This window comes from Micromonospora sp. NPDC050695 (assembly GCF_040654415.1).
GTDB lineage: Bacteria > Actinomycetota > Actinomycetes > Mycobacteriales > Micromonosporaceae > Micromonospora.
In genome coordinates this window covers 88,361-105,767 of sequence record NZ_JBFAHZ010000017.1, presented here as the reverse complement: position 1 = coordinate 105,767, position 17,407 = coordinate 88,361, and the positions used below count along the sequence as shown (strand labels likewise).

Sequence of the window (17,407 nt, the reverse complement as noted above, 5' to 3'; positions counted from 1 at the left end):
CCGGTCCCGGGGCCGGCCGAGGGCCGGTTCGTGGTCCGGTGCCGGTTTACCGGCCCTGCCCTCGGGTAGCGCAGAAGACATGGAGCGTGGCAACAGCAAGCACGGACCGAGGATCGACGAGCAGATGAGCCAGGAGGTCAGCGGCCTCGTACAGGGGCCGGGGACCGGTGGCTCCCGCGTCGAGGAGTCGCGCGTGCCGGAACCGGCAGGCGAGGACCAGCCGGAGACGACGACCGCGCCGGCCGGCGACCTGCGCACCGGCACTCCGCAGGGGATGAGCTCCACGGATGTCGAGCAGCGCAGCCGGCTCGGCCGGTTCATCTCGATGAGCGCGCTGCCCGGCGACCGCCTGGTGCTCATCGCCAGCGCCCGGGAGAACGAGGCACCGGACGACATCCTCGCGGCGCTGGAACGCCTGCCGGAGGGCACCGAATACCAGACGGTGTCCGAGGTGTGGGCCGCGCTCGGCCACAAGAACGAGACAACCCGCTGGTGAGCGGATCGCCCCCCGATCCGATCCATCACCGGCCGAAGGAGGTTCCCACATGAGTGGCGTTACCGAACACGTCGACGTTGCCGTACCCGTCCGCACCGCCTACGACCAGTGGACGCAGTTCGAGGAGTTCCCCCAGTTCATGGAGGGCGTGCAGGAGGTCCGGCAGCTCTCCGAGACGATGACCCACTGGACGGTGGACATCGCCGGGGTGAAGCGGGAGTTCGACGCCGAGATCACCGAGCAGCTGCCCGACGAGCGGGTGGCCTGGCGGTCCACCGGTGGCACGCAGCAGGCCGGCGTGGTGACCTTCCACCGCCTGGACACGGACAAGACCCGGGTCACCCTCCAGCTCGAGTTCGAGCCGCACGGGGTGGTCGAGCAGGCCGGCGACAAGCTCGGCATCGTCGACCGGCGGGCCAAGGGCGACCTGGAGCGCTTCAAGACCTTCATCGAGCGGCGCGGTCAGGAGACCGGTGCCTGGCGCGGGACGGTGGACCGCCCGCAGCCGTGATCCGGAGAGCACCGCACCACGGATGGCCGCCGGAGTTCCGGCGGCCATCGCCGTGTCCGAGCCCGCCCGCGCGGCGCCGTTTGCGATCATCGCGCCCGGGTACGGCTGAAGACATGACCGACGACAAGATCAGGGTGTGGCGGGACGAGGAACGGCTTCCGTTGGAGGAACTGGAACGCGCCGTGTCGGGTTCCAGCCTCGACGGGCAGTCCGACGACGTGACCGGCAACGACGCCGGTGAGGAGGCCGCGTTCGGCCACGGGCCGGCGGCGGCCGACCGCGCCGGGCAGGCCCGGGGTACCGGCCGGGAGCCGACCGACCCGGAGCGCGCCTACCGCCCGTCGACGACCGGCCGGACCGGGCCGGACAACGGCTGAGCGGGGTCGCGCCGGACGGGCCGGCGGGCACCCAGCTCGTACAGCACGATCAGCGCCAGCGCGAGCACGACCAGGGCCGGGCCGAGCACCTGCACCGACAGCATGTCGATCAGGACGCCGAGCCCACCCGGGACGAGCGCCGCGCCCAGTCCGGCGGCACCGATCTGCAGGCCGATGGCGCGGTCCGCGTGGGCCGCGCCGACCCGGTCGGCGGTGGTGAGGGTGAGCAGCGGGAACACCGGCGCGGCGGCGAAGCCGACCACGACCAGGCCGAGCACGGCCAGGGCCGCCGACCCGGGTACGGCGATCAGTGCCGCCCCGACCGTCATCCCGGCCAGGCTGGCACGCAGCACGAGCCGGGAGCCCAGCCGCTCGGCCACCACGCCCTGCACCACCCGGCCCACGAAGAGGCTCCCCCAGTACGCGGAGACGCAGACTCCGGCGACCGCGGCGCCGAGGCCGCGCCCCTCGGTGAGCAGCAGGAACGCCCACAGCCCGGCGGACACCTCGATCGCCACGTACAGCGCGAAGCCGGCCGCACCCGACCAGACCGCCGGCAGCAGCAGCGTGCTCCGGACCGGCACCGGTGGCGTGCTCGGTGCGGGCGTGGCGCCCGGCTCGGCGGGAGCGCGGCGCTGCCAGGCCCGCACGGTGAGCGCGAACGCGGCGGCGAGGGCGAGTTGGGCGGCGGCCATGATGCCGTACCCCCACCGCCAGGCCAATCCGGCGCTCAACGCGCCGGTGATGATCAGCGGGCCGATCGCCACACCCAGGCCGAAGAACGCGTGCAGCCAGTTCATGTGCCGCGGACCGAAGGCCCCGGCGGCGTACCCGTTGAGCCCGGAGTCGATCGCGCCGGAGCCCAGGCCCAGCAGCAACGCGCAGCACACGATCACGGTCAGTCCGGGGCTCACCGTGTAGCCGATCAGCGCCAGGCTGGCCAGCAGGGTGCTGCCGGCGAGCAGCGCGCCCACGCCGACCCGGGCGAGCGTGAACCCGGCCAGCACGCTGGAGGTCAGATAGCCGACGGTGCCGGCGGTGAGCAGCAGTCCGACCGCCTTGGTCGGTACGTCGAAGTCCGCCCGGATCGAGGGCCAGGCGACGCCGAGCAGGCCGTCGGGCAGGCCGAGACTGACGAACGCGAGATAGGCCAGCAGGAGCAGTGCCGCGCGGGGCGGCGCGGTCGGGGTGGACACCAGACAGATCCTGCCGCAGCCGCACCTTACCGTCGTCGCCGGCCGTACGCCCGCCGCGACAAGAAGTGGTGTCCGGACGGTCGAGAAAACGGACAGCTCATCCAGAATCGGCCGATCGGAGGACGGCAAGCCGGCCAGTTCGCGTAAGAATTTCGGAATGCATCATGGCTCCGGAATCCTCTCCACGCGTCAGCGCCGGCTCGCCTGGCTCGGCTTCCTGCTCGCCGCGCTGCAGGCGCCGGTCTCCGCCCGGCTCGTCTCCGACGAGTCCTGGCTGTTCAGCCTCTGCGTCGCGCTGATGGTGGCCACCGTGATCATCGCGGACGACGCGGCCCGACGGCGGCCCGCCGACGCGACCGACTAGCTGCCGCTGGCCGGCCGGGCCTCGTGCCCCGGCCGGCCCCGGCTGCGGCGGCGCTCCTTCATCTCCGCCTCGTAGAGGTGCCGCCGTCCACCCACCAACTCGTCACGGGCCCGCTGGTCCAGCTCCCGGAACAGCGCGTGGTAGCCGTCGTCGAAGTCCTCGACGATCTGGAAGGTCCACCGCCCGGCGATGACGTTGCGACCCACCAGTTCGGTGTCGATCCGGTCGGCGAGCTGCTGGTGCCCGGCCGCGCGGAACTGCTCCACGGCGTCGCCGAGCATCAGGTCGGCGTGCCCGATCAGCTGGTGCAGCGAGTACAGGTGCCCCCGGGCCCGTTCCACGCACTCCAGCGCCTCGCTGAGCTTGCCCAGCGCGGCGACCGTCGCGTCGCTCACCCCGTCCGGCCGGCGGTGCTGCTCGTCCGGCCCGTCCAGCTGCTGTCCCATCGCTCCTCCGTGCTCTGTGCCTGCGTGTGCCGCGATTCTCCTGCTGCCCCGTCTGTGCCGGATCAACCCTCGCGGTCAGCCCCGGGTCGTCCGGTGGCGCAGCTGACACCCCCGAGCGGCCGAGGCCGGCCCGGTCACCGGTCGGTTAGCCTCGGTCACCATGCGTGTGCCGTTCACCCGGGTCGCCCCCCGTACCGCCGTCGACTCGGCGCGGTCCACCCTGGCCGCCCTCACCGTCTCCGTCGGCACCGTCGGGCTCGCCGCAGCCGCGACGCGACCCGGACTGCTCGCCCTCGTCGACCAGCACGCCGCCGCCGTACGGGACAGCCTCGACGGCGACCGACGGCCCCTGACGGCCGCCACCCTCGCCGGCTACGCCGAGGGGCTGCGCGAGGCGGCCCTGGAACACGGGTGGGCACCGCCGCGTGGCCCGGTGGACTGGGACGCGCCGGAGTGGCCGCACGCCCGGCTGCTCGCCGTCTGCGCGCTGGCTCGCACGCTCGACGAGACCTGACCCGCGCACGAGGGCGCCCGCGCCGAAGCGCGAGCACCCTCTTTCCGTACGACCCTGTCGTCCCGCCCGCTACGCGCGGTACTGCGGGGCCTCGTCCACCCGGGGCATGGCCTGGGTGCGTTCGCCGCCACGGTCGGCCATCTGCCGCTCCATGTCGCCGCGCCCGGCCGCGGTGGCCCGCCGGTGCTCCTGCACCGCCCGGGCTTCCTGGGCCGCCCGGTCCAGCCAGCCGTCCCAGCGCCTCTGCATCGGCTTCACCAGACCGCCACCGACACCGACGATCAGGATGCCGGCCACCGTGGCGAGCACCGCGATCAGCACCGGTGTGGTCACCGTCGTGGCGATACCCACCTGGTTCAGCGCGGCGATCACGCCGAGCGCGATGATGAAGATCGCGGTCAGGTCGGCCAGGACCTTGCCGTACGAGAGACCGCCCAGCGCCCCGGTGACCAGATCCCGGACGGCGTTGGCGATCGCGGCCGCCACCACCACGATGACGATCGCGACGAACGCACGCGGCAGCCAGGCCACCACGCCGCTGATCAGGTCACTGATGGCGTTGGGTCCCCAGACCCCGAACGCGAACTGCAGCGTGAACAGCAGTACCGCGTAGTACGCCAGTCTGGCCAGGATGTCGCTTGCGTCGTACTTCGTTCTCTCCAGCGCGCGTTTGATGCCGCCGCGTTCGACGGCCTGGTCGAAGTGCACCCGTTCCAGGACCGCATCCACGATCTTGAGGACCGCTCTGGCGATGAGCCAGCCGACCACGAGGATGACGATGAAGGCCACTGCCTTCGGGATGAAGAGCAGCACCGACCTCCACGTGTCGGCGATGGCATCACCAATGTCGGCCTGCCGGACCGCGAGGGTTTTCAGCATGACGTCCCTCCTGTCGCATGGACTGCGTCGGGCGCATACCCGGCCGACGGTGCGGCAGTCCGCGCGGCTCGCGGAGTTTTTTCCGACAAGCCGCCGAAGATGGGCCGTGAACTGCCCGAACAGTCACCGCCGCGATGCCGGCGGCGACCCGCCGCCATGATCGGATGCCGATGTCGGGGGGCCGGATAGGCTGCGGACATGCCAGGAACGGTCGGGCGAGTCCCCACGCCAGCAACCCCGCTGCCCGGCGCATCCACCGGGCCGGGGCCGGACGCCGCCGCCGTGCTCGCCCACGACTGGGCCAACACCTCGCTCGGCCCGCCCGAGGCGTGGGATCCGGCGATCCGTGCCGTGGTCGAGCTGATCCTCGCCTCGCCGATGCCGATGGCGCTGGCGTACGGCGACGACCTGGTGCTGCTCTACAACGCCGGGTACGCCGAAATGCTCGGCAGCAAACACCCGGACGCCCTCGGTCGACCGGCCGCCGAGGTGTACGCGGAGATCTGGACGCTGCCCGGCGTCGGTGAGGTGATCGAGCGGACCTACCGGCAGGGCGTGCCGTTCCTGGAGAAGGAGTCCACCCTCCCCCTGGTCCGTGAGCAGTCCGCCGTGGTGGAGCAGGCGGTCTTCACCCGGGGTTACTCGCCGGTGCGCGACAGCGCCGGTCAGATCGTCGGCATGCTGACGGTCGCCGCCGAGACCACCCACGTCACCGAGCAGTTGCAGAGCCTCAGCGAGGTCGCCGCCGCGCTGGCCGGCACGCTCACTCTCGACGACGTGGCCCGGGTGGCGCTGCGGCACACGATCACCACGTTCGACGCCGACCAGGTGGCGTTCTCGGTCGACGAGGGCGGCGGCGGTTGGCGGACGGTACGCCGGGTCCGCGGCGAGTTGATGGACGACGCCGACGAGCGCCTCCCGCCGTTGTGGCGACGCGTCCCGGCGGACTGGTCGGCCCCGGTGGTGCGGGTGGCCCGGTCGGGCGATCCGTCGTTCACCCGCGACGGCCAGCCACTGCGGGAAGCCGCGGTCGACCGCCACGATCAGAAGATCCGTTCGATGGCGGCCCTGCCACTGGGCACCTCGGTGGTACGCGGCGGGCTGGCGGTCGGCTTCCAGACGCCGCACGCCTGGTCGGCCGCCGAGCGGGCGTTGCTGGCCGCGTCGGGTGAGCTGATCGGCCAGGCGGCGGAGCGGGCCCGCCGTTTCGAGACGCAGCACGGCACCGCCCAGCTGCTGCAACGCAGCATGTTGCCGGAGCATCTGCCCGACCTGCCCCGGCTGCGCGTCGCGGCCCGCTACGACCCCGGGGTGGACGGTAACGCCGCCGGTGGAGACTTCTACGACGCGTTCCTGCTGCCCACCGGCGGGCTCGGCGTGGTGTTGGGCGACGTTGCCGGACACGACGTGCAGGCGGCGGCGCGGATGGGGCAGGTCCGTGCGGCGCTGCGGGCGCTGGCGCTGACCGACCCCACCCCGGACGCGGTGCTGGCCGGCCTGGACCGGCTGGTCACCAGCCTGGGCGCGGAGGCCGGTACGCACGAACTGTTCGTCACGGTGGTGTTCGGGCTGGTCGACGCGGACCGCCGGGAGGTGACCCTCGCCAGTGCCGGTCACCCGGCTCCGCTGATCCGGCGCAGCGGCCCCGACGGTCGTTCCCACGCCGAGTACGTGGACCTGCCGGCCGGCCCTCCGCTGGGGCTCGGCGGGCGGGCGGTCACCACCACCGTCGCGTTCCGTCCCGGCGACACCCTGCTGCTCTTCAGTGACGGCGTGGTGGAGCGCCGGCGGCAGAGCCTCACCGCCGGGCTGGACGCCCTCGTCGACGCGGTCGCCAAGGCCAGCAGCAGTGACCCCCGCGCGCTCTGCGCGGTGGCCACCGCGGCCGTGTCCGGCGGCACCGAGGACGACGTGGCCGTCCTGGCGGTCGAGCACGCGCTCAAGCCGAGCCGTTCGGCGAGCATGGAGGTGCCGGCGGAGCCGACCGCGCCCAGCCGGGTCCGGCACTGGATGACCGGCCAGCTCACCGAGTGGCAGGTGCCCGAGTCGGTGATCGGCGCGGCGGTGCTGTGCACGAGCGAGTTGACCACCAACGCCCTCCTGCACGCCGGCACCGCCGCCCGGGTGGAGATCGACCTCAGCCCCGAGCGGCTGCTGGTGTCGGTCGCCGACTCCGGCACCCGCGGCACCGTGACCCGTACCCGGACCGACACGTTGAGCAGTCGCGGGCGCGGGCTCGGGCTGATCGAGCAGCTCAGCGACGCCTGGGGCACCGATCCGACGGTTCGCGGCTCCACCGTCTGGTTCGAGATCCTCGTGCCGTCCTGACGCCTTTCGCCCGCGCCGGCACGAATCAGTCGACCGCACAGCGGGTAGGAGGACGCGCATGGCCACCGACCGACCCGCCGGGATCCTGTTCGACGTCGACGGCACCCTCGTCGACACCACGTACCTGCACACGGTGTGCTGGTGGGAGGCGTTACGCCAGACCGACCAGCCGGTCCCGATGGCGACCGTGCACCGATCGATCGGCATGGGCGCGGACAAGCTCCTCGACCACCTGCTCGGCCCGGAACGGGACCGTGACGCCGACCAGCGGCTGCGCGACGCGCACGACACCCTGTACGGCGAGTACTGGGAACGCCTGACGCCGCTGCCCGGGGCGGCCGACCTGCTGCGCGCCTGCGCCGAGCGGGGCCTGCGGGTGGTGCTCGCCACCAGCGCGTCGGAGCAGGAGGTCGGCGCACTGCGCCGGGCGTTGGGCGCCGACGACGTCGTCGACACGGTCACCTCCTCGGCGGACGCCGAGCAGAGCAAGCCGGCCCCGGACATCCTGGTCGCCGCGCTGGAGCAGTCCGGACTGGACGCCGAGCGGGTGGTCTTCGTCGGCGACTCGGTCTGGGACGTCGTGGCGGCCGGCAAGCTGACCATCCCGTGCGTCGGCCTGACCTGCGGCGGCACCAGCCGCGGTGAGCTGGCCGGTGCCGGGGCGGTGGCGGTCTACGACGACCCGGCGGCTCTGCTGGCCGAGTTGTCTGATTCGCCACTCGCCCGGCTGGGGTGAGAGGCCCACTCCGGTTGGTCGACCCGCGGACGCATAGCCGGGGCCCCCGCGGGGCATGGACTGTCACCACCTGCCCGCAACCGTGGGCGCGGCCGGAAGGTGGCACGGTGGAGCCGGTAGACGTGGCGTTCGCGCTGGTGGGCTTGGGCGCCCTGCTCGCGGGCATCCTGCCCCGGGTGCTGGAGCGGCGTCCACTGTCCATGCCGATCGCCTTCCTGGCCCTCGGCATGCTGGTCTTCCTGCTGCCGGTGGGTCTGCCGACACCGGATCCGCTGGTCCACCCGGAGCTGACCACCCACCTCACCGAGATCGGGGTGATCGTCGCCCTGATGGGCGCCGGCCTCAAGATCGACCGACCGTTGAGCTGGGCCCGCTGGTCGTCGACCTGGCGGCTGCTGGCCATCGCGATGCCGCTGAGCATCGCGGCGGTGGCGCTGCTCGGCTGGTGGTGGGCCGGGCTGGTGCCGGCCGCCGCGCTGCTGCTGGGCGCCGCGCTGGCTCCGACCGACCCGGTGCTCGCCGCGGACGTGCAGGTCGGCGAGCCGACCGATGTGGAGGACTCCGAGGACGAGGTCCGCTTCGCGTTGACCTCCGAGGCCGGCCTCAACGACGGCCTGGCGTTCCCGTTCGTCTACGCGGCCATCGCCATCGCCTCGACGAGTCTCGCCCCGCGCGACTGGCTGGCCGAGTGGTTCACCGTGGACGTGCTGTGGAAGGTGTCCGTCGGCGTCGGCGGCGGTCTGCTCATCGGCTGGCTGCTCGGCAAGCTGTTCTTCCGGGCGCCCAGCAAGCTGCGGCTGGCCCGGCACGCCGAGGGTTTCCTGGCCCTGGCCGCCACCTTCCTGGCGTACGGGCTGGTGGAGGTGGTCGGCGGGTACGGCTTCCTGGCGGTGTTCGTGGCCGCCCGGGCGATCCGCGCGGCCGAACGGACCCACGAGTTCCACGCGGTGCTGCATGATTTCGCCGAGCAGATCGAACGACTGCTCACCCTGGTGCTGTTGCTGCTGCTCGGCGGCGCGATCGTGGGCGGCCTGCTCTCCTCGCTGACCTGGTCGGCGGCGGCCGTCGGGCTGGCGCTGGTGTTCCTGATCAGGCCGTTGATGGGCTGGGTGTCGCTGCGCGGGGCACCCGGCCGGCCGGCCGAGCACTGGGTGATCGCGTTGTTCGGCATCCGCGGGGTGGGCTCGTTCTACTACCTCGCGTACGCCACCACGAAGGCGGACTTTCCGCAGGCGGAACTGCTCTGGGCCACCGTCGGCCTGGTGGTGCTCGTGTCGGTGGTGGTACACGGCATCACGGCGACGCCGGTCATGCAACTGCTGGACCGCGAGGGCGAACGGACCTCCGACCCGGCCGAACGCGACGCCTCCGCCCAGCCCGTGGCCGCCGCCGGCCACGCCTGAGCGCGCGTACTCCTCAGGCGAGGCGGGCGGCCAGCGCGCGGCCGAGGTCCCGTCCGGAACGCCAGGCGCTCTGCACCCGGGGCTTGCCGAACGCGTCACCGGCCAGGCCGATCCCGTCGGCATCCAGGTGATAGGTGTCGCCGCCCGCGCCGCCCGTCGGCTTCGCGTACGTCCAGCGGTGCACGTGCACGTCGGCGGCCTGCTCGGGCAGGCCCAGCAGATCCTGGACGGCCTGCGCGATGGCCGGGCCGGCCCCGGTGGGCTGGGCCAGGTGAGCACCGGCGAACTCCGGCACGGTGTGCGCGACCAGCACCGGTGCGGCGTCCCCGCGCCGGTCACCGTCGTCGCAGACGAGGTTGAGCACCGGATGGTCGTTGACGAACGCGCCGCCGAAGTCCGGCCAGCGCCGGTTCGGAAAGCGCAGTACGCCGGCGAGCGACGGCGCCCAGCTCTGCGCCTGCACGACACCGGTGGCGGCGGCCAGGGCCGGGTCGAGCAGCAGGGCGGCCTGCGGGCCGGGCATGGCCAGGACGACAGCCGCGCACGGCTCACCGTCCACGATCGGCCCCGGTTCGACGGTGAGCACCAACCGGTCGACGGTCAGCGGCAGCGGGGCGGCCAGGTGTTCGACCAGCGAGCGGAGTCCGCGCGGCGCGGCGAAGCGCATCGGGCCGGGCGCGTCGTGGCGCCCCTCCCGGTCGTACGACTGGAACGTGTCGGTCCACTCGCGAACCAGGCCGGCGGCGCGCCACCGCTCGACCACGACGGCGAAGTCCGGGTCGCTGACGGTGAAGTATGCGGTGCCGATGTCCGCGGGGCGACCCGCGAAGCGTTTACTGGCCATCCGGCCGCCGCACACGTGCCCCCGCTCGCGGACCTGCACCGGCACCCCGGCCCTCGTCAACTCGACCGCACAGGCCACCCCGGCGACGCCCGCCCCGACCACGACGACACTCGACGAGTCCACGCTCATCCGGTGATCGTAGGCGGCGGCCTGGCGCTTCGGTGGTTGCTCCCAGGACCGCGGCAATGGAATTGCCGAACGCCGTGGCTGAACCTGTCGTGGTTTACGAACGTTCCCATCAGTGAGCGGGTGTATCAACTGATTGAGATATCCCTACGCTCCGTGAATCATCCGAGAAAGGTCCTTCCGTCCGGGATGCTTCTGTCCGATAGGAGTTGACATGCAAAATTCTACAAACCGAAACATGCCAGAAACTCTGGAGCCTACAATCGAACGGCCGAATGACACCGACTCGCTTCGCCATCTGGAGGAGGGTGGTAGCGGGTGGACGGGCCTCGAGCCGGCGGAGAGCCGAAGGATCGGCGCACGGCTGAAAAGTGTGCTCAGCGACCCTCAGCCGTTCGCCAACTTGGTCTACACGGGCGCGTTCACCGCCGACGCCCTCGGCCGTCGGCGGGTATCAAAAGATGCCCTCAAGGGGGCCGCGATCGCCATGTTTCTCACCGACGGCGTGCAGGCGCTTTGGGTGCCTGCGGCTGAGCAGTTGAAGAACCTCCAGACGAAACAGCCCGTAGAGTACGCGAAAATAATCTGGGGTCTGTACGACGCGGCCAGTGCCGTTATTCCGATGGGAATGCCTCTTCAGACGATCAGTTCGATCGATAGCAGCAATCATGACCCGAAGGTTGTCAAGCTGAACCGAGAGGAACTGGGAAACGGGGGCTACTTCGCGTTAGCGGGCGGTGTGACCAACCTGGCTGCTTTCGCGCGGAGCGCATGGGAGCGGACGCCCGCGCCGAGCGATGGCGAACCGCGAAGCGCTTTCCGTCGAGGACTCGAGGGGGCTCGAAGGGCTTTTGGAGATGACGAGAGCCGCAACAAGATCGTGGATTCGCTAGCACTATTCAGCGAAGCTTACGGGCGAAAGCATCAGCTTGCTTTGCCCGTAATCCTGGGCACTGCCGTGCTGTTGGGGCACCGCGCCATCTCGGCATGCTGGGCCGAGTACGAACAGAAGGGCGTGTCTTACGAACGCTACGCCCTCTCCTTCGCGAAATTGGCCGCGGCAGCCGCATATTCGGCGACGGTCGGCATAACGTGGTCCTCGCTCGACAAAAGCGGCCATGATCCGCAGACTGTCGTGGCGGCCCGCGCCGACATCAAACGCGGATACATTTCCTCCGCCGCCGCCGCCGGCGCCGCCGGCGTCGCCGCGGTTGCCTCGGCTGTCAGCGGGTGGCGGTCGACGCCTCCACCTCCTGCGGCTACGCCCGCGCTGGGGAGTACGACGAATTCCCCTCGGGCCGTTCCCGGCCCAGGACTGGCGGCGGCCCCCGAGGTCGCCAACCCAACGGCCTCCCTCGCCAGACTCTCCACCCGGCAGGACATCTCACCCATCATCGCCCCGACCACCCCGCAGCCCGCCACCACATCCGGAACTCCTCACGCACCGAACCAGAGCGGCGCCAGGGCTCGCTGATGCCGCACCGCAACCCCAGGCCATTGGAGCGGCGGTGGACCGGCATGAACCACCACCGATCAGGGTACTGGCACACCTGTTCGAAGAGAGGGTGATGACGATGACGGACCGCAGCAACGAGCAGGTCGGCCCGCGTGGCGCGATCAAGGACCCCGACGGGTGGAGGGTGATGCGAGGGCCGCACCGCCCCGGGCGGGGCGGGGCAGAGTGCGGTGAGAACGGCGAGCAGGGTGGCGGGTGGTGGCACCGATGACCGATAGAGCGTCGATTCAGGCAAGCGACAGTTGTCACGATTCCGATAAAAGTGCGGCTCAGGGACGTACCGGGCTGAGGTGCGCCGGGGGCATACCGAGGCCGCGCAACTCCGGGTCCTGCTCGACGTCGGTCAGCACACCGGCGGCGTTGATCAGGCCGATGTGCGAGAACGCCTGGGGAAAGTTGCCCAACTGCTCACCGGTCAGCGGATCGATCTGCTCGGCGAACAGGCCGAGGTCGTTGACCCTCCCCGCCAGCGCCCGGAACAGCTCGTGCGCCCGGTCCCGCTCACCGGCCAGCGCCAGGCAGCACACCAGCCAGAACGAGCAGATGACGAACCCGGCCGGGTCGCCGTCCCAGCGCCGCAGCAGGCCGTCGTGCGACAGCCGCCGCTGCACGGCGCTGATCGTCGAGCGCATCCGCGGATCGCCGGCGGGGAGAAACCCGACCAGCGGCATCACCAGCACCGACGCGTCCAGCTCGTCGGATTCGAAACTGCCGGTGTACGACTGCAGCCGGTCACTCCACCCCCGTTCGAGCACCTGGGCGCGCACCTCGTCGCGGGCGGCCGCCCAGCGGGCCAGGTCCCGCGGTTCACCGAGCCGGTCACCGAAACGGACCGCCCGATCCAGAGCCACCCAGCACTGCACCTTCGACGACACGTGGTGGTGCTGGACGCCGCGCTCCTCCCACATCCCCGCGTCGGGCAGCGTCCAGTCCCGCACAGCCTGGTCGGCGAGCACCCGGAGGACGTGGTGCACCTCCGGATCCAGCGGCTCCAGCTTGTCGCGCATCAACCAGGCGGCATCCATCGCCTCGCCGAAGATGTCGGTCTGCCGCTGTTGCCAGGCGTTGTTGCCGATCACCACCGGCGGGTTGTCGCGGTATCCGCCGAGCTGATCCAGGCGGTGCTCGGTGAGGTCGCGTTCCCCGAGCACCCCGTACATGATGGGCACGGGTTTGTCGTCGACGCGGCCCATCGCCCGGCCCAGCCAGGCGAACTGCCGCTTCACCTCGTCGAGGCACGCCGTCCGCCACAGCGCGCGCAGGGTGAGGCTGAAGTCGCGCACCCAGACGTAGCGGTAGTCGTAGTTGCGGTCCCCGCCGAGTTCCTCGGGCAGGGAGGTGGTCACCGAGGCCACCACCGCCCCGCTGGGCCGGTAGGTCATGCCCTGGACCACCAGCCGGCTGCGCCGCACCTGCTCGGCGTAGAGCCCGTCGTACGGGTGCTCGGCCGTCCAGGACCGCCAGCCGGCGACGGTGTCGGCGATGGTCTGGTCGGCGTCGGGCACCTCCGGCAGCGGGGCGTCGTAGGTCGGGGCGTACCCGAGGGTGAAGTTGTGGGTCGTGCCGGCGCGGGCGGTGAACGACGTGTGGGCCTCGCCGTCGCCGCGCCGCAACCGCACGCTGCCGCGCAGCGTGAGGCGAGCGGCCCCGGCGATGGCCTCCAGCCGGTCGCCCCGCTCGATCATGTACGCGATGGTGCGCCCGTACTCGAACCGGGGCCGGTAGAGCAACCGCATCGGCACCTCACCGGAAAGCCCCTGCACACTGCGGACCAGGACCTGCGGGGATTGCATGCCGATGTCGTGTCCACGGGCGCTCGGCTCGAAGGCGAGCGCGTCGGTCAGCGCCACCTCACCGTGCGCCGTGCGGAACACGGTCCGCAACACGAGGGTGTCCTCAAGGTAGGAGCGGTCGACGGTGAAGTCGCCCTCCGGTTGGATCGACCAGTGTCCCGCGCTGTCGTCGAGCAGCCGCCCGAACACCGACGGGGCGTCGAACCGACCCGGACACCACCAGTTCACCGAGCCGGCGCGGTCCACCAGCGCCGCGCTGCGGCCGTCGGCGAGGAAACCGTAGTCGCTGATCTGTCCGCTCTCCACCTGACTGTCTACCCGACCCGCCCGTGCGCATGCCCTCGCAGCGGGAGGGCTACTGCCACGGCGACGGGCGTTACCGGCCGGCGTGGGCGGGAACCCGGGAAGCCGACGAGGGAGGATGCTCATGACGTCAGCTTCGGGGCCGACCGCCGCCTGGCGGCCCGGCACACAGGGTGGCGACCTGCTTCCATCCGGACCGGCCGGCCGCATGTCGACACCGGCCGGTGACGGGCACGGGCCGGAGTCCGGCCCACCCACCGTGACCATCGGCTCGTACCCGGACTATCCGTCCGCGCAGCGGGTGGTGGACCATCTCGCCGACAACCGCTTCCCGGTGGAGCACAGCGCCATCATCGGCACCAACCTCACCCTGGTGGAGACGGTGCTGGGGCGGATGACCACCGGTCGGGCCGCCCTGCTCGGCGCCGGGACAGGTGCCTGGTTCGGGCTCTTCATCGGTTTGTTGTTCGGCATCTTCACGGTCGGCAACTGGCTGGCGGTGATCCTGGTCGGGCTGGTCATCGGCGCGATCTGGGGTGCCGTGTTCGGTGCCGTCGCGCACGCGATGACCGGCGGGAGGCGGGACTTCACCTCCGCCAGTTCGCTACGTGCCGGCCAGTACGCGGTGACCGTCGACGCGCAGCTCGCCGACCAGGCCCGGCAGTTGCTGGGCCGGATGCAGATGGGCAGTCCGGCCACCAACGCCCGCTGAACCACCGGCCGACCGGCCGTCCCGGCAGCACGCCGGGGCGGCCGTCAGCCGTGGTACGCCAGCTCGCCGGCGCGCAGCGGCACGTCGACGCGGTTCTCCGGCGGCGCGAGCGGGCAGGCCCAGCGATCGTCGTAGGCACAGCTCGGGTTGTAGAGATAGTTCGCGTCGAGGCGGACCCGGTCGCCGGGCAGCAGCTCGACACCCCGGCCGAAGGTGCCCTTCACGGTGTCGGTGAGGTAGCGGCCTCCCCCGTAGCTCTCGCGCCCGCAGGTGCCGTCGCGCAGCGGGACGAACAGCCCACCTCCGTACGCCTCGATCCACCACAGGGTCAGCGGCCCCCACGGCGTCTCGGCCACCGCCACCCGCCGGTACGCGACGACCCCGTCCGGGCCGCCGGTGTCGATGCGCAGCTCGCCGTCGGCCGCCCGCAGCGGCGCCTCCACCACGGCATCCGGGTTGGCGGGGAAGTACCGCACCCCGGTGAAGCCGGACCGCTGCGCCGCCGGGATCGGGCTCTGCGGGTGGGTGGCGAAGAGGCCGTCGCGGCCGGCGCGGAACCCGGCCAGGTCGACGTCGGACAGGTACAGCCGGGCCACCCGCTCCCGCCAGTCGGCCAGCTCCAGTTCGGTCAGCATGCCGGGGACTCCTCATCGAACGACCTCGTGGGTACGGACAGGACGGACGCCGTCCTTGAGTCAGCGCGGCGGCCAGTTGCTCAGGACGGCGTCGAGGGCGTCCAGGGTCCGCGCCCACGACTCGTCCGCCGGGCGCGGGGTGTGCCGGAAGCCGCCGGTGCGCTCCAGGCTCACGAATCCGTGGAACGTGCTGTGCATCATCCGCACCGCGTCGGTCTGGTCCGGCTCGGCCAGCCGGTAGCCGCGCAGGATGGCCCGGGTCATCTCGGCGTGCCGGACGCCGGCGCTCGCGGCCGCCGTCTCCGGGTCGAGGTCGACCTGCATGGCCGCGTACCGGCCCGGGTGTGCCTTGGCGTAGTCCCGGTACGCGGTGGCGAAGGCCACCAGGGCGTCCTTGCCGGCGCGGCCGGCGAGTGCCGACGCGACCCGGTCGGCGAGTTCGGCCAGCGCCAACAGCGCCACCCGGACCCTCAGGTCGTGGGCGTTCCTGATGTGGAAGTACAGGCTGGCGTCCTTGACCCCGAAATGGCGGGCGAGCGCGGCGACGGTGACGTTCTCCATCCCGATCTCGTCGGCCAGCTCGGCCGCGGCCAGGGTCAGGCGTTCGGCGGTCACCCCTGCACGTGCCACGCGGCACACTCCAAATCTAATCGTGTTAATTGCTTGCCTAGGATGGCTAGGCTAATGCCTATGTTAGTCGCAACCGAACCCGCCATCCGGGCGTCCTTCGTCAACTGCACCCAGGGCGAGACCAAACGGATGGCCGTACCCAACGATCTTGAGATGCGCCCCTGGCACGACCTCGACTTCTTCGGCTGGCGCGACCCGGCGGCGCCGCAGCGGGCCTACCTGGTCGCCGAGTCCGGCGGCGGGCTGGTCGGGGTGGCGCTGCGTGCCGCACCGCAGCAGACCGGACGCGTCCGCCGCAGCATGTGCTCCCTCTGCCTGACCACGCACACCGGCGAAGGCGTCTCACTGATGACCGCCCGCAAGGCCGGCCCGGGTGGTCGGCAGGGCAACTCCGTGGGCCTGTACATCTGCTCCGACCTGGCCTGCTCGCTCTACGTGCGGGGCAAGAAGCACGCCGGCCCGCGCATGCACGAGACCCTGACCCTGGCGGAGAAGATCGACCGCACCACGACCGCCCTCACGGCGTTTCTCCGCCGGGTCACCGAGTAGCAGCGCGCGCGTCAGCGGTCGGTGGCCAGGCGGGCGTGCAGGTGCTCGTCGTAGCGGCGGCCGTCGCCGTACTGGTACGACTCGCGCAGCGTGCCCTCGGCGGCGTAGCCGGCCCGGTCGGCGACCCGGCAGGAGGCCGGGTTGGCCACCGCGTGGCACAGCTCCACCCGGTGCAGCCGCAGGTCGGTGAACGCCCAGTCGGTGAGCCGGACGACGGCGCGTACCGCCACCCCGCGCCCGCGCGCCGCCGGCACCGTCCAGTAGCCGATCGAGGCGTCACCGTGGTGGATGTGGTGCAGCGACACCGAGCCCAGCAGCTCACCGCCGGCGTCGGTGATCGCCAGGGAGACGTGGTCACCGCCGGACCAGTCGGCGCGGCGGCGGACCCAGAGCAAGGCGTACTCGTCGTCGACCGGGCCACCGGACTGCGGGTTCCACTGGGCGATGGCCGGGTCGCGCAGGGCGCCACGGACCGCGGGGGCGTCCGCGTCCCGCCAGGGGCGCAGCAGCAGGTCGGCGGCGGCTAGCTCCACGTGTTCCACGAGGGCGGAGTCTCGCACGCGACAGCTCCCAACGAGGCGTTACGGGTGAAGGTCGGCCGGGCAGGTCACCTGATCCGGTCAGAGGAGTGTCGGACGATCGGGGGTCGGGCGTGATCTCCGCGCAGGTCTCCGTACCCGACCATGGGCCGGTCGCGGACCGACCGCGCCGGCACGGCCAGGCCCCGCCGCACACGCCGCTACGGCCGCACTGCCGCACTGCCGCACTGCCGCACTGCCGCACTGCCGCAGGCCGATCGTCGAGCCCGCGACCCCGCACCGCGATACCTAGATTTCCGCTGGCCGCCACCCCGTCCGGCCGGCGGAGCCGGGCGCAGAGGGGGCAACCAGCGCGGGGAACGAAGCCTCCGGTGTCCGCAGCCACTCAGGGTGCCGGGCACGTACCTGCCGCACGGCGCGGCCAGCCACGACGGTCCCGGCCGGTGGACGAGATCCACGGACTCCCGCGGGCCGACCGCCGGGCGACTCACGATCAGCGCCGCCTCGCCG

20 protein-coding genes are annotated in these 17,407 nt (G+C 71.9%); 12 read left to right on the top strand and 8 right to left on the bottom strand.

Annotated features, from left to right (window positions below):
• Nucleotides 1–79: 79 nt before the first annotated feature.
• From AB0H52_RS15990 to AB0H52_RS15980, 3 genes are all read left to right on the top strand, one after another.
• Nucleotides 80–496, top strand: coding sequence for a DUF2795 domain-containing protein (locus tag AB0H52_RS15990; protein ID WP_151489740.1), 417 nt, complete (start codon nucleotides 80–82; stop codon nucleotides 494–496).
• Between the two features lie 49 nt (nucleotides 497–545).
• On the top strand, nucleotides 546–1,007 hold the full coding sequence (locus AB0H52_RS15985) for an SRPBCC family protein (RefSeq protein WP_278123223.1): 462 nt from the start codon (nucleotides 546–548) through the stop codon (nucleotides 1,005–1,007).
• 113 nt (nucleotides 1,008–1,120) lie between these two features.
• Nucleotides 1,121–1,384 carry a hypothetical protein gene (locus AB0H52_RS15980; protein ID WP_151489742.1) on the top strand — a complete coding sequence of 88 codons (264 nt, stop codon included), beginning with the start codon at nucleotides 1,121–1,123 and terminating at the stop codon, nucleotides 1,382–1,384.
• Here AB0H52_RS15980 and AB0H52_RS15975 read toward each other — a convergent pair.
• Nucleotides 1,339–2,580 (bottom strand): MFS transporter, encoded by a 1,242-nt coding sequence (locus AB0H52_RS15975; RefSeq protein WP_357948125.1) that lies wholly within the window; start codon nucleotides 2,578–2,580, stop codon nucleotides 1,339–1,341. The genes AB0H52_RS15980 and AB0H52_RS15975 overlap by 46 nt on opposite strands.
• 157 nt (nucleotides 2,581–2,737) lie before the next feature.
• Between AB0H52_RS15975 and AB0H52_RS15970 the strand changes: the two genes are divergently transcribed.
• Entirely contained in the window at nucleotides 2,738–2,944 is a 207-nt protein-coding gene (locus AB0H52_RS15970; protein WP_151489744.1) for a hypothetical protein, read from the top strand.
• Here AB0H52_RS15970 and AB0H52_RS15965 read toward each other — a convergent pair.
• Nucleotides 2,941–3,390 (bottom strand): hypothetical protein, encoded by a 450-nt coding sequence (locus tag AB0H52_RS15965; RefSeq protein WP_151489745.1) that lies wholly within the window; start codon nucleotides 3,388–3,390, stop codon nucleotides 2,941–2,943. The genes AB0H52_RS15970 and AB0H52_RS15965 overlap by 4 nt on opposite strands.
• A gap of 160 nt (nucleotides 3,391–3,550) precedes the next feature.
• On the opposite strand from AB0H52_RS15965, the gene AB0H52_RS15960 reads away from it, so the two are divergent.
• The gene (locus AB0H52_RS15960) at nucleotides 3,551–3,904 is read left to right on the top strand and encodes a DUF6401 family natural product biosynthesis protein (RefSeq protein ID WP_151489746.1); all 354 of its coding nucleotides are present in this window, start codon (nucleotides 3,551–3,553) and stop codon (nucleotides 3,902–3,904) included.
• A gap of 69 nt (nucleotides 3,905–3,973) precedes the next feature.
• Here the strand turns inward: AB0H52_RS15960 and AB0H52_RS15955 are convergent, their stop codons facing one another.
• On the bottom strand, nucleotides 3,974–4,783 hold the full coding sequence (locus AB0H52_RS15955; protein WP_151489747.1) for a hypothetical protein: 810 nt from the start codon (nucleotides 4,781–4,783) through the stop codon (nucleotides 3,974–3,976).
• 198 nt (nucleotides 4,784–4,981) lie between these two features.
• Here AB0H52_RS15955 and AB0H52_RS15950 point away from each other — a divergent pair, with 198 nt between their 5' ends.
• The 3 genes from AB0H52_RS15950 (at nucleotide 4,982) to AB0H52_RS15940 (ending at nucleotide 9,250) form a co-directional block, all read left to right on the top strand.
• Nucleotides 4,982–7,111, top strand: coding sequence for a SpoIIE family protein phosphatase (locus tag AB0H52_RS15950; RefSeq protein WP_151489748.1), 2,130 nt, complete (start codon nucleotides 4,982–4,984; stop codon nucleotides 7,109–7,111).
• Nucleotides 7,112–7,169: 58 nt separating this feature from the next.
• Nucleotides 7,170–7,847 (top strand): HAD family hydrolase, encoded by a 678-nt coding sequence (locus AB0H52_RS15945; RefSeq protein WP_357948120.1) that lies wholly within the window; start codon nucleotides 7,170–7,172, stop codon nucleotides 7,845–7,847.
• 107 nt (nucleotides 7,848–7,954) lie between these two features.
• On the top strand, nucleotides 7,955–9,250 hold the full coding sequence (locus tag AB0H52_RS15940; RefSeq protein WP_151489750.1) for a cation:proton antiporter: 1,296 nt from the start codon (nucleotides 7,955–7,957) through the stop codon (nucleotides 9,248–9,250).
• A gap of 13 nt (nucleotides 9,251–9,263) precedes the next feature.
• Here the strand turns inward: AB0H52_RS15940 and AB0H52_RS15935 are convergent, their stop codons facing one another.
• Nucleotides 9,264–10,223 (bottom strand): FAD-dependent oxidoreductase, encoded by a 960-nt coding sequence (locus AB0H52_RS15935; RefSeq protein ID WP_357948117.1) that lies wholly within the window; start codon nucleotides 10,221–10,223, stop codon nucleotides 9,264–9,266.
• 235 nt (nucleotides 10,224–10,458) lie between these two features.
• Here AB0H52_RS15935 and AB0H52_RS15930 point away from each other — a divergent pair, with 235 nt between their 5' ends.
• Together AB0H52_RS15930 and AB0H52_RS15925 are read left to right on the top strand one after the other, a co-directional pair.
• Entirely contained in the window at nucleotides 10,459–11,694 is a 1,236-nt protein-coding gene (locus tag AB0H52_RS15930) for a hypothetical protein (protein ID WP_357948115.1), read from the top strand.
• 100 nt (nucleotides 11,695–11,794) lie between these two features.
• A complete protein-coding gene (locus AB0H52_RS15925) occupies nucleotides 11,795–11,947 on the top strand; it encodes a hypothetical protein (protein WP_192580254.1) in 153 nt (50 codons plus the stop codon).
• Nucleotides 11,948–12,005: 58 nt separating this feature from the next.
• Here AB0H52_RS15925 and AB0H52_RS15920 read toward each other — a convergent pair whose 3' ends face one another.
• Nucleotides 12,006–13,835: a glycoside hydrolase family 15 protein gene (locus AB0H52_RS15920; protein WP_151489753.1), complete on the bottom strand. Its 1,830-nt coding sequence runs from the start codon at nucleotides 13,833–13,835 to the stop codon at nucleotides 12,006–12,008.
• 121 nt (nucleotides 13,836–13,956) lie between these two features.
• Here AB0H52_RS15920 and AB0H52_RS15915 point away from each other — a divergent pair, with 121 nt between their 5' ends.
• Nucleotides 13,957–14,544, top strand: coding sequence for a general stress protein (locus AB0H52_RS15915; RefSeq protein ID WP_151489754.1), 588 nt, complete (start codon nucleotides 13,957–13,959; stop codon nucleotides 14,542–14,544).
• Between the two features lie 44 nt (nucleotides 14,545–14,588).
• On the opposite strand, the gene AB0H52_RS15910 is transcribed toward AB0H52_RS15915, so the two are convergent.
• On the bottom strand, nucleotides 14,589–15,176 hold the full coding sequence (locus AB0H52_RS15910; protein WP_151489768.1) for a DUF1684 domain-containing protein: 588 nt from the start codon (nucleotides 15,174–15,176) through the stop codon (nucleotides 14,589–14,591).
• Between the two features lie 63 nt (nucleotides 15,177–15,239).
• Complete coding sequence (locus tag AB0H52_RS15905) at nucleotides 15,240–15,794, bottom strand: TetR/AcrR family transcriptional regulator (protein WP_225854446.1); 555 nt, start codon at nucleotides 15,792–15,794, stop codon at nucleotides 15,240–15,242.
• Nucleotides 15,795–15,869: 75 nt separating this feature from the next.
• Here AB0H52_RS15905 and AB0H52_RS15900 point away from each other — a divergent pair, with 75 nt between their 5' ends.
• Nucleotides 15,870–16,358 carry an FBP domain-containing protein gene (locus AB0H52_RS15900; RefSeq protein WP_151489756.1) on the top strand — a complete coding sequence of 163 codons (489 nt, stop codon included), beginning with the start codon at nucleotides 15,870–15,872 and terminating at the stop codon, nucleotides 16,356–16,358.
• Between the two features lie 11 nt (nucleotides 16,359–16,369).
• Here AB0H52_RS15900 and AB0H52_RS15895 read toward each other — a convergent pair whose 3' ends face one another.
• Nucleotides 16,370–16,900, bottom strand: coding sequence for a GNAT family N-acetyltransferase (locus AB0H52_RS15895; RefSeq protein WP_278123237.1), 531 nt, complete (start codon nucleotides 16,898–16,900; stop codon nucleotides 16,370–16,372).
• Nucleotides 16,901–17,407: the final 507 nt, after the last annotated feature.